Annotated in this window: 12 protein-coding genes; all 12 read right to left on the reverse strand. The window is 40.5% G+C overall.

Going from position 1 to position 12524, the window contains the following annotated elements:
* Nucleotides 1-10: 10 nt before the first annotated feature.
* A complete protein-coding gene (locus BTO23_RS10645) occupies nt 11-805 on the reverse strand; it encodes a DUF1338 domain-containing protein (RefSeq protein WP_060992623.1) in 795 nt (264 codons plus the stop codon).
* A gap of 12 nt (nt 806-817) precedes the next feature.
* Nucleotides 818-2275: a succinylglutamate-semialdehyde dehydrogenase gene (gene astD / locus BTO23_RS10650; protein WP_105063471.1), complete on the reverse strand. Its 1458-nt coding sequence runs from the start codon at nt 2273-2275 to the stop codon at nt 818-820.
* An 11-nt stretch (nt 2276-2286) separates the two neighbouring features.
* The gene (astA, locus tag BTO23_RS10655) at nt 2287-3303 is read right to left on the reverse strand and encodes an arginine N-succinyltransferase (protein ID WP_061004754.1); all 1017 of its coding nucleotides are present in this window, start codon (nt 3301-3303) and stop codon (nt 2287-2289) included.
* 163 nt (nt 3304-3466) lie between these two features.
* Nucleotides 3467-4681: an aspartate aminotransferase family protein gene (locus BTO23_RS10660; RefSeq protein ID WP_061012883.1), complete on the reverse strand. Its 1215-nt coding sequence runs from the start codon at nt 4679-4681 to the stop codon at nt 3467-3469.
* A 308-nt stretch (nt 4682-4989) separates the two neighbouring features.
* The gene (locus tag BTO23_RS10665; RefSeq protein WP_105063472.1) at nt 4990-5568 is read right to left on the reverse strand and encodes an aminodeoxychorismate/anthranilate synthase component II; all 579 of its coding nucleotides are present in this window, start codon (nt 5566-5568) and stop codon (nt 4990-4992) included.
* An 85-nt stretch (nt 5569-5653) separates the two neighbouring features.
* Nucleotides 5654-6670, reverse strand: coding sequence for a tryptophan--tRNA ligase (trpS, locus tag BTO23_RS10670; RefSeq protein ID WP_060992628.1), 1017 nt, complete (start codon nt 6668-6670; stop codon nt 5654-5656).
* Nucleotides 6671-6776: 106 nt separating this feature from the next.
* A complete protein-coding gene (locus BTO23_RS10675; RefSeq protein WP_060992629.1) occupies nt 6777-7460 on the reverse strand; it encodes a phosphoglycolate phosphatase in 684 nt (227 codons plus the stop codon).
* Between the two features lie 5 nt (nt 7461-7465).
* On the reverse strand, nt 7466-8143 hold the full coding sequence (gene rpe / locus BTO23_RS10680) for a ribulose-phosphate 3-epimerase (RefSeq protein WP_105063473.1): 678 nt from the start codon (nt 8141-8143) through the stop codon (nt 7466-7468).
* A gap of 154 nt (nt 8144-8297) precedes the next feature.
* Nucleotides 8298-9128, reverse strand: a complete 831-nt coding sequence (dam, locus tag BTO23_RS10685) for an adenine-specific DNA-methyltransferase (protein WP_060992631.1) — start codon at nt 9126-9128, stop codon at nt 8298-8300.
* Nucleotides 9129-9211: 83 nt separating this feature from the next.
* Nucleotides 9212-10690: an SPOR domain-containing protein gene (locus tag BTO23_RS10690; RefSeq protein WP_105063474.1), complete on the reverse strand. Its 1479-nt coding sequence runs from the start codon at nt 10688-10690 to the stop codon at nt 9212-9214.
* Between the two features lie 3 nt (nt 10691-10693).
* Nucleotides 10694-11782: a 3-dehydroquinate synthase gene (aroB, locus tag BTO23_RS10695; protein WP_060992633.1), complete on the reverse strand. Its 1089-nt coding sequence runs from the start codon at nt 11780-11782 to the stop codon at nt 10694-10696.
* Nucleotides 11783-11820: 38 nt separating this feature from the next.
* Entirely contained in the window at nt 11821-12339 is a 519-nt protein-coding gene (aroK, locus tag BTO23_RS10700) for a shikimate kinase AroK (RefSeq protein ID WP_012551169.1), read from the reverse strand.
* Between the last annotated feature and the right edge of the window lie 185 nt (nt 12340-12524).

Genomic DNA, 12524 nt, shown 5'->3' on the forward strand with positions numbered 1-12524 from the left:
AATTTTAGAATTAACTGTCTGTGCTTTCAAAAATCTTATCAGCAGATGCCGCGACAAATCCTGTATATATCTTGCCATTGGGTAGCGTATAGCGCTTAGCAAATTCATAAAATCCACCAGGGATGTCAAACTCACCTTCCGTAAAATTCACTGTCACTTTATCTGCCATGGTTGATGACTGCTCTAAGTAAACTTCAGGAGAGCCTTTCACTTCACCACCCACTTCGTTCATTGCAAAACCAGCATCACGTAAGTGTTGGTTCACATCAACCACTTCAGCAAACGCTTCAAGCTGATTAACATAAACAGTAAAGTGATTAGCACCATAGCCATGAGCTGCTAACCAAGAAGCGTATTCACTTTCTTTTGCTAATACTTGATAGTCTTCGAAACTTAATGTCCAAGGCCTACCGGAAGAAAGAAAATCACTGGTGGCAAAATAGTGGGCTGGTACCTGTTCAACCAAACCATGAATAATGTCCTGTGTTTCAGCTGATAACTCTTCTACTAATAATTCACTAATAAAAACGAGTGGTGCATTAGGATCTGGATGCTCAAAATGCTGTGCTTTGAGTTTTTTCGCTTCAAAATCATACGTCTCACACGCTTTATACCCTATTGCTAAAAATGGGGCGGCTAACGTTTGCAAGCCAACCTTAGGTAAATTAAACGTACGTAATGCAATGTGATCGTTAATCAATTCATCGCCATTAGATAATAACTGATGAACCCTTCCTGCCGATGGGGATAAACGAGTAATATAATCTTGCCATAATGACGAAAATAAAGAGTTTACATTATTCATGTTTATCGCCTCTTATAGAGTTAAACCCGGAGAGAGTTGAGCTGGAATTTCACACGCATCGCCTTCCATTGATGCCATTGGGTATGCACAATAATCAGCAGCGTAATACGCACTTGGTTTCATGTTTCCTGATGCACCAGGACCACCAAATGGCGCGTCACCACTTGCTCCAGTCAGTTGACGGTTACGATTTACAATACCTGCACGAATATGCTCTACAAAATATTCCCACTCACTGTCATCAGTTGAAACAAGACCTGCCGATAATCCATAACGAGTATCATTAGCAAGCTCTACGGCTTCTTCTAATGTCTCATAACGCACCACTTGTAGTAATGGTCCAAAGTATTCTTCATCCGGCAATTCAACAACCTTAGTCGCATCAATGATACCGGGAGAAACAAAGGCATGACCTAAGCTTTTGGCTTCGAGTAAAGACTCTCCACCCAACGCTTGTAAATTCTTCTGGGCGTTTAGAATAAATTCTGCCGCTGCGACTGATATTTGCGAGCCCATAAACGGAGCATTATCAGCAAACGGTTGGTCAACAACGATACTTTTTGCTACTTCAACAAGGCGAGCTAACAATTCATCGCCTGCTTTTCCAATAGGAACATATAAGCGACGAGCACACGTACAACGTTGACCCGCACTAATAAATGCCGATTGAATAATCGTATAAACTGCCGCTTCTTGATCTCCAAAATCTTTTGAAATAACCATCGGATTATTACCGCCCATTTCTAGAGCCAGCATTTTCCCTGTGTCTCCTGAAAATTGACGATGTAAGATATGTCCAGTATTCGCACTACCGGTAAATAACAGGCCATCAATACCTTTAGCTCCCGCTAGCGCTTCACCTGTTGCACGAGCACCTTGTACTAGATTAATCACACCATTTGGCAAACCTGCTTGTTGCCATAGTTTCATGATCACTTCACTGGTCCATGGCGTCTGCTCTGATGGTTTTAGCACAACAGTATTACCAGCAAGCAATGCAGGAACAATATGACCATTAGGAAGGTGCCCAGGGAAGTTGTATGGCCCAAAGACAGCCATAACACCTAATGGACGATGTCTTAGCACTATTTTATTTCCCGCCGCTTCACGCTCTTTATAAGGCGTTCTTTCATGATAAGCACGAATCGAAATGGCAATTTTACCAACCATGGCGCCCGCTTCTGTTTTAGTTTCCCAAAATGGTTTACCTGTTTCTTTCGCTATCACTTCTGCTATCAGATCAGCATTCTCTTTCACTAATTCAGCAAAACGCTCAACAACGGCTTGGCGTACTTCAAAAGACTGTTTTTTCCACTCAATAAAGGCATGACGTGCCGCATTGACCGCTGACTCAACCTGATCTTTGGTTGCACTATCTCCTTTCCACACCACTTTACTATTGTACGGGCTTACTGATTGTATTGTTTCACCATTACCTGAAACCCAATCCCCTGCAATCCAATGTGTCATATCCTTATCCTCTATTGAGCTAATAAACGTACGTAATCATCAACATCTACTTGCAGTGCCGTTGCCGCTTCTTGTGTTAAATGAACGGTATCAGTCGCTTTATCATAAGCGGCAGTGGTTGCTGTTGCTCTGAAATTCTCAAACGATGTATTTGAAATTAAATACTGCTGTGAGCTGTTATGCTCCGTGATAATCACTTTGGCTTTGAATGAATTTCGCACCGATTCAATACTGCGTAGATCACACTCAACGGTTGGGCCTGCATCAAAAATATCGACATAACCACGACACCGAAAGCCTTCATTTTCTAATAGCTTTAATGCAGGCTTAGTGTTGTCATGAACCTTACCGATAACTTCCTGTGCTTCTTTACTTAACAAGCTAACGTAAATAGGTAATTTAGGCATAAGATCAGCAATAAAACCTTTGTAACCAATACCTGTTAGATAATCAGCTTCGGTGAAGTCGATAGAAAAAAAGTGCTTCTGCAGCCACTTCCAAAATGGCGACTCTCCTTCTTTATCTGACACTCCACGCATCTCAGCAAAAATGGTGTCAGAAAAGCGATGAGGATGCTCAGCCATCATTAAAAAACGCGCTTTAGACATTAAACGTCCATTAAGACCTTCACGAAATTCCGGACGTAAAAATAAAGTACAAATTTCAGTACTACCAGTATAGTTACTACCAAAAGTCAGTACCTTCACGACATTATTAACATTGAGCTTACGTGAGAAATGAACGACTTTACTGATGTGATAATTATAAAAAGGTGAATCTAAACCAACCGCAGCTTCAATTCCTGTCGTACCGGTAACCTCACCAGAAACTGAATCTTCACCAACCATTAAGTAACCTTCAGTTCCAGGGACTTGAACCTCTTTTTGAAAGCTACCAATAGAATGCTCTATTCGATTTCGTAACTGCTCTTCATTCACTGGTAGCGAAGTAAAACCATGACCAGATTCTACTGCACACTGATGAAGTGCAGGATAATCTTCCTGAGTGATAGGACGAATAACAAGCATCAATATTCCCTCCGATGCGATGTTTCATTGGCTGTGCTAAGTTCAATAAATATAACTTCAAGGCTATCTATTGGAATTAACACGGTAGAGTATTACGTTGATTTTTAGATAGATAAAAAGAGGGCAACTCAAACTCCTGAGCTGCCCAAATTCCAATTTGAATCTATTTTTCTAACGATGAAAGTGCTTTATCTAGACGTTCAAACCCTAGAGCTACGTCTTCTTTTGTAATAACAAGAGATGGAGTAAAACGAACAACATTGACACCAGCAACAAGGACCATTAAACCCTGCTCTCCAGCCGCAACAAGAACATCACGAGCGCGACCTTGCCATGCTTCGTTTAATGCTGCGCCAAGTAATAGGCCTTTACCACGGATTTCGGCAAACATATCATATTTTGTATTTAACGCTTCTAGTCCATCACGGAACCATTGCTCACGCTCTTTTACACCTGCCAATGTTTCAGGTTTTGATACCTCTTCCACAACGGCTTCAGCGATGGCACATGCTAACGGGTTACCACCATAAGTTGAGCCATGAGTACCTACTTTTAAATGCCGAGCCAATTCTGTCGTTGTTAACATTGCGCCGATAGGAAAACCACCACCCAATGATTTTGCAGTACTTAGAATATCAGGCGTAACACCTAAACCTTGGTAGGCATAAAAGTCACCAGTGCGGCCATTACCTGTCTGTACTTCATCAAAAATAAGCAGCGCGTTGTATTTATCACATAGTGCTCTAACGCCTTCTACAAATTCAGACGTTGGCGAAATCAACCCACCCTCGCCTTGCAGTGGCTCCATCATAATTGCACACGTTTTTTCTGACATATGCGCTTCAAGCTCTGCAAGATTATTGTATTCAAGGTGAGAAATATCACCCGGCTTAGGACCAAAACCATCAGAATACGCCGCTTGGCCGCCAACCGTTACAGTAAAGAAAGTTCGACCATGGAAGCCTTGTTTAAATGCGATAATTTCACTTTTCTCTGCGCCGTGAACATCAACTGCCCAACGACGAGCAAGCTTTAATGCTGCTTCATTTGCTTCTGCACCTGAGTTAGCAAAAAATACTTTTTCAGCAAACGAGACTTCTGTTAGCTTTTTCGCTAAACGAATTGCAGGCTCATTGGTCATAACATTACTTAAATGCCATAGTTTCTGAGATTGCTCTTGTAGTGCAGTAACCATTACTGGGTGACAATGACCAAGACAGCTCACTGCAATACCACCGGCAAAATCAACGTATTCTTTACCCGCTTGATCCCACACTCGCGCACCTTGCCCTTTAACTGGAATCACTTCCATCGGGTTATAACAAGGTACCATTACATCATTAAAATCTTTACGTTCGACTTGTGAATTGGTCGTCATCACACTTTCCTTCTGCGTATGCCGTTTTTCAGCATAATATTTACAAACCATTAACCTTTTCAATAGCACAAAATTCTTTTTTTGAACTAAAAAAGTTCCGTTTTCTATATCGTATTGACTGATAAGTCAGTTTATTCGAATAGTTATAGAATAACGCTATAGCAGGTGAGTAGAGAAGTAAACGATTTTATAAGAATAGAAGACACAAGGCTTATGCATAAATCTTCATATAAATAAGCAGAAAAAAAGACAAAAGAAAAAGTAAGAAGAGTGAACTAGATCGCTCTAGTTAACAGGAGAAATATTAATTATTTATTAATAAAATTAGCGAGGATATCGTGGCCTTGCTCTGTCATTATCGATTCAGGATGAAATTGTACCGCTTCAATCGACAGCGTTTTATGGCAAAACCCCATGATCTCATCCATTTCTCCCGCTTCATTTTCTGTCCACGCTGTGACTTCAAAGCATGAAGGTAATGTATCAGCTTTAACCACTAATGAGTGGTAACGAGTGACGGTAAGAGGGTTATTCAGTCCTTTAAATACGCTCTGATTGGTATGGATAATTGGCGAGGTTTTACCATGCATCACTTTTTTAGCACGTATCACGTCACCACCAAAGACTTGAGCAATAGCTTGATGACCTAAACACACACCAAGGATTGGTAATTTCCCTGCAAAATATTCAATAGCTTGCAAAGAAATACCAGCCTCGTTAGGAGTACAAGGACCAGGAGAGATAACTAAATGAGATGGATTAAGTGCCTCAATACCTGCAATGTCAATGTCATCATTACGAACCACTTTTACCTCTGCACCTAATTCACAGAAGTACTGATATAGGTTATAGGTAAATGAATCATAATTGTCGATCATTAACAGCATAAAGAACTACTTAAAAAGATGAATAAGAAATAAAAATTGCTCGCAGAGAAACCCTACGAGCAATCTATTTTATCAGAGCTAAAGACTACGGGCGAGTAACAAAACCAACCGCTTCAAACGCTTTTTTCAACGTAACTGCTGCACGCTCAGACGCTTTCTCTGCACCCGCTTTCATTACTGAATCCATGTAAGCACGGTCTTCACGAATACGCTTGTATTCAGATTGGATAGGCTCAAGCATGGTAACAATCGCTTCACCAACGTCTTTCTTGAATGGACCGTACATTTCAACACCTTGGTATTGCGCTTCGATCTCTTCAAACGTTTTACCTGATGCCGCAGAGTACAGACCCATTAAGTTTGAGATACCTGCTTTATTTTCCCAATCATGAGCAATACGCGGTGGCATTTCTGCATCTGTTTGTGCTTTATTAATCTTCTTAAGAATCGACTTAGGATCTTCTAGCAGCGTAATAACGTTCTTACGGTTATCGTCTGATTTAGACATCTTCTTCGTCGCGTCTTGCAAGCTCATTACACGCGCATTCACTTGTGGAATGTACGGTTCTGGTACGGTAAATAATGGCGCTTCAGGGCTGTAGATATTGTTAAAACGATTAGCAATATCACGCGCTAGTTCTAAATGTTGCTTTTGATCGCTACCAACAGGGACTTGATGTGCGCCATAAAGCAGAATATCTGCCGCCATTAATACTGGGTAATCAAATAAACCTACGTTAATGTCATTTGCATAACGCTTTGATTTATCTTTGAATTGAGTCATACGATTCAATTCACCCATTTGAGTGTAACAGTTAAGAAGCCAACCAAGTTGAGCATGCTCTGGTACGTGCGACTGAACAAATAGCGTGCTCTTCTTTGGATCAACACCAACCGCTAGACAAATTGCCAGTGCATCGAGAGTTGCTTCATGCAGCGCTTTAGGATCTTGACGAACCGTAATTGCGTGAAGGTCTACTACACAGTACTGACAATCATAATCGTCTTGCATCTGTTGCCATTGACGTAGAGCACCCAAGTAGTTACCGATACTTAGTTCACCTGATGGTTGAACACCACTTAATACGATGGGCTTGCTCATGGTTATGATTCCTTGTTTAACTGTAAAAATTAAATGATCCACTAGGGGATCATTTAATGGTTATTCTATTGTATTGATAGTCTTTATTTGTACTTATCAATGAATACTATCTTGCCACACTCATCACGGCTAATAAATGATTAAATTCATCGCTTACCACATCAGGCTGACTATCTGCGATGGGCTCCCCATGGTTATAGCCATAAGTTAAACCGAAGCTACGGCAACCAGCCGCTTGAGCCGCTTGAATATCATTTCTTGAGTCACCCACCATCAACATTTCAGAAGGTGCTAATTGGTGCTTATCAAGTAACCAGTTAAGTGCAAATGGATTCGGTTTTTTCTCAACAAAGGTATCGCCACCGATCACATCAACAAAAAGATGAGCAAGCTGATGTTGTTCAAGTAATTCAGGAACAAATTGCGCAGGTTTATTCGTCACTAAAGCTAAGGTGTATCCTTGCTGATAAAGCGTTTCTAGTGTCGCTTTCACATTTGGGTATAAGTGACTTAATTCATGGCCACCATCATGGTAGTGATGATCTAAACGAGCACGAGCCTGTTTAATTAATTCAGGGGCAAGTCCTGCTTGCACCGTAACACTTTGGCTTAGTGCGCGAGAAACTAGAACGTCAGCGCCATTTCCAATCCAATGAGACGCTTGTTCTAGCGTTACTCTTGGATAACCAACATCTTGCATAGCAAGGTCAACCGCACGAGCTAAGTCTGGAACGCTATCAAGAAGCGTCCCATCCAAATCAAAGGCGATCAGTTTGATATTTTCAAACATGAATCTTAGTTACCTTTCACTTTTGCTAATTCTGCACGCATTTCATCAATCACTTCTTTGTAGTTTGGTTGATTGAAAATAGCAGAACCCGCAACAAACATATCTGCACCCGCTTCTGCGATTTCACGAATATTATCGACTTTTACACCGCCATCGATTTCAAGACGAATATCATAGCCTGACTCATCGATGAGTTTACGAACTGCGCGTAATTTACCTAACGTGCTAGGAATAAATGATTGACCACCAAAGCCTGGGTTCACAGACATAAGTAGAATCATGTCTACTTTATCTAGAATGTAATCAAGGCAAGTTAATGGCGTCGCAGGATTAAGAACAACACCCGCTTTACAGCCGTGTTCTTTAATCAACTGAAGAGTACGATCTACATGTTCTGATGCTTCAACATGGAAAGTGATCATTGTTGCACCTGCTTTTGCAAACTCAGGAACAATACTATCAACAGGTTTCACCATTAAATGAACATCGATCGGAGCGGTAATACCGTAGTCACGCAGTGCTTTACAGATTGGCGCACCAAACGTTAGGTTTGGTACATAATGGTTATCCATTACATCGAAGTGAACGACATCAGCACCTGACGCTAATACTTTTTCAACGTCTTCACCAAGACGTGCAAAATCAGCAGAGAGAATAGATGGTGCGATCAAAAAATCTTTCATGTTGAGCCTCAGGTTAATTATTTTATTATCTAAATACGGTTATAACGATATAGCGCAATCGATTAACTCGACCGCGCAATTCTACCTGATAATTTTAAACCTGTCTTAAGCTCTCTTAACCTTTCGAGCGGATTTTTGAAGAGTGGTGTTCTATTTACTCAGTACATTTGGGCGCATAAAACAAAGCCATGAGTTCATCGACTTTATTTCGTCCAGCTCCATTTCGACTAATGGTACGCTTTACCTTAATCGAATTTAAAGTGGCACCATGGTACAAACGACGAGTTAATATCGTGTCATGATTAGAGATTAATACTGGTATATCTCGTTCAAACGCCGCTTTCTCAGCAACATCAGCAAGGGCAGCCTGATCATCTAAAGAGAAGCCATTTCCTGCGTATGAGGTAAAGTTTGCTGTTGTTGATAATGGCGCATAAGGCGGATCACAGTAAATCACACAACCTTTACGAGCGCGTTTAAAGGTCTCTAAATACCCTTCACACACAAACGTAGCTTTCTTTGCTTTTTCAGCAAAAAAGTACATCTCTTTTTCTGGGAAGTATGGCTTTTTATATGAACCAAAAGGCACATTAAAACCGCCTTTTTTGTTATAACGACATAAGCCATTAAAACCATGACGATTCATATATAAAAAAAGCAGTGAGCGACGATAGGTATCTGTACATTGATTAAACTCAATACGCAGATCTAAATACACTTCTTTTTGGTTATATTCAGGTTGAAACAATGCACGAGCGTCTTCAACAAAGCGCTCTGGTTCATCTTTAAGGTGATTATAGAGATTAATTAAATCAGGATTAATATCGGCAAGAAGATAATGATCGTAATTTGTATTTAAAAATACTGAGCCAGCACCAACAAACGGTTCGATCAGTTTTCTAGCATCGGGAAGATGGCGTTGAATTTCCTCTACTAGGCTATATTTACCGCCAGCCCACTTGAGAAATGCGCGATGCTTTTTCATACGTCTTTTACGCCTTTTTACCTTAGTTCAGAAAGCGGGGGATTGTACCCTATTTTTTTACTAGGGTCTGTTTATCTTATCTCTTATTTTACGGAATCAATCTCACGGTGAACTTGTACTAAAGATTTAGCCCAAGGTCCTAGTGTCTGTACTGAACTTGGCAAAGTCTGCACAGCACCACGCGCCGATGAAATGGATGCATAATCACCAAAGGTAACAATATACCAAATAGACCCATTTCGAAGTGCTTGATAAATGCGAGCTGATTTTTCAATCTTATGTTCATCCAAGAACTCTTGAACCGCTTCTTCATTCGTTAGCGCCGCTAACTGTAAAATATAACGCTTATCAGAAATAGCCTTCAATTCTTCATTTGCTAAAGTAAACGTTATTGTTGATACCGATTCACTTTTAGAAACAGAGTTATCTTGAGCTTTATCTTTCGCGTTATTTCCTTCAGCCTTACGCATCACATTTGATGCTGTTATTGAGTCTTCATTTTCGATTTTAGTTGGTTCTTCTTGCTCACCCTGAGTAGATGCAGCAGAGTCACTAACTAATGAGTCCACTAGCTCTGAAGGCACGATAACCCGCTTTCCTTCCTCTGCACTTGTCTCTGCAATCACAGGGGTATCAATAACATCTGGCGGAATAGTATGAGAATCATCTTCTGGTTCAAGATGACTTATTGCGCTGTCAATTCTCTCATCCATATCAAGAGCTAACTTTGAATCATTTTCTAAAGTCGTATCGACCGAAGTAAAGGTTGGCACTGTTGATGATTGATTTAACCACCAATATCCTCCTGCTGAGCCCAATAATAAAAGAGAAGCTAACGCTAAAATACCAACAGGAGAATGCGTTACAGAGCGAATGATAACTCGACGCTCCACTTTCTTTTCACCTAAGGCAATCAACTCCGCAGGTAGACGCTTTGTTTTACCCACCAAGTTACGGATCCTAACTTTGTCTTCTCTGCTTGATGCAAAACGAACCACTAGCATTTCAGAAAACGTCGCTGCTTCTTCTTCGCTTAATGGGGCGATATCGATATCAATTGGCTTATTCTCTTGCCCGTAAGAAACACGAGATAATGCAGATGCCAACTTATTCGCTTCAGAAAAGAGCAAAACATTAATTTGCCAGCTAGGTGTCGATTGTGCTTTTTGAACTAAAAGCCATAATTCACTAAGTAATTCAGGAGGCAATAAATGAGCGTCATCAATCACTAAGACTAAATTACACTTTTCTCCAGCTAACATGCGTCCAATACTGTCTACTACAGTATCAAATTCATTGAATAGAGGATCTCGTACAACTTGTTTTAAGATAATACCGCGTTGTTGCTGTATTGATTGATTTGGATGACACATAAGCAGAGCCTGATTTGCATCATCACACCACTTTTCAAGATAGCGTTGAGCAAGCCATGATTTCCCAGAGCCTTTGACTCCTTCTACATGCACTAAATTAGAACCAAAACGAGACACAAATTGAACGCGTGATAACACATCAATTTGGCTTTCTAATTCCAATACAGTTAAATCATGACCAATACTCATATCTTATGCCTTACATTGCTCAATTACTTCAGCAAGTACATCTTCAGACACACCAGTGACAACTTCCGAACTTCCAATTGATGTTGGTAGAACTAAGCGTAACTTACCTGACAATACTTTCTTGTCACGCATCATGTGCTTCATAAATGCATCTACTGTCATTTCTTTTGGTGCTTTCAGAGGTAATTTCGCTTTTTCCAATAGGGCACAAATACGCTCTACATCATCTTGCGAAATTAAACCTTCTTTCTGAGCCGTAACCGCAGCCATTACTGTACCAGCAGAAACAGCCTCACCGTGAAGCCAATTACCGTAACCCATTTCAGCTTCAATCGCATGACCAAAAGTATGACCTAGGTTCAAGAGTGCACGCATTCCTGATTCTTTTTCATCTTTCGCAACGACATCAGCCTTAATTTGACAGCAACGTGAAATGGCATACACCAATGCATCATGATCGAGTGCATATAGCTTATCCATGTTTTCATCAAGCCAATCAAAAAAGTCACGGTCAATAATAATTCCGTATTTAATCACCTCTGCCATACCCGCTGCGAATTCACGCTCAGGTAATGTTTTTAGGCAATTAATATCAATAATAACAGCTTTTGGTTGATAAAAAGCCCCTACCATATTCTTACCAAGAGGATGATTAATTGCGGTTTTTCCACCAACAGATGAATCGACTTGAGAAAGAAGTGTGGTCGGTATTTGAATAAAATCAACACCACGTTGATAACACGCAGAAGCAAACCCTACGACATCACCAACAACTCCACCACCCAAAGCAACAATGACCACATCGCGACTGTGATTTTCTTCAAGCAGGAAAGTAAGAATATTATTGAAGGTATCTAAATTTTTATATTGCTCACCATCGTCTAATTCCAGCAGTGATACTTGGCATTCAAACGTATGTAAAGTGTCGATAACTTGCTGAGCATATAACGGAGCAACCGTTACATTACTAATAACGACAACACGTTTTTTGGCAGGTATTACAGATGAAAAATGCGCCGGGTTGCAAAACAACTCGGCGCCGATAGAGATGGGATAGCTACGTTCTGCTAAATCTACATGAATCGTTTCCATGATTCGTTCCCAGTATCTGTCTTATTAAATAACTTGAATTAACGCTCTTCAAGCATTTGGATGATTTGATTTGCAACTACTTTTGCACTTTGATCATCAGTACGAACAACGTAATCAGACACTTCTTCATAAAGTGCATTACGCTCTTTCGCTAGTGCTTCTAGCACTTCTCGAGGTTCATCAGTTTGAAGCAACGGGCGTTTTTTATCGCGTTGTGTGCGAGCTAATTGCTTCTCAATTGTAGTTTCAAGATATACAACGACACCACGAGCAGATAAACGATTACGACTCTCTTTACTAATTACAGAGCCACCACCCGTCGCAAGTACAATGCCTTGCTCTTGAGTTAAATCGTTAATTACACCTTCTTCACGTATGCGGAAACCTTCCTCACCTTCAACGTCGAATACCCAAGCGATATCAGCGCCTGTGCGTTCTTCAATTACCGTATCAGAATCAAGAAACTCCATGTGAAGTTGCTGTGCTAAGTGTCTACCAATTGTACTTTTGCCGGCGCCCATTGGGCCAACAAGGAAAATATTTCGTTTTTCAGCCATTTTTTAGAAATTATGCAAAGTTCATTAACGACATTGCCAACAGTAGTCTCTTCAATAGACATTCTCCTGTGGCACCATATTCCTCACAGATATTTCGTGATCAGACCAAAAATTATCTCAGTTAATAGCTAGTGATTGCAATAGCTAGATGAAAAGTTCAGCATAATTATTTTTTTCAAGTACTA

Source organism: Aliivibrio sifiae (assembly GCF_002954715.1).
GTDB lineage: Bacteria > Pseudomonadota > Gammaproteobacteria > Enterobacterales > Vibrionaceae > Aliivibrio > Aliivibrio sifiae.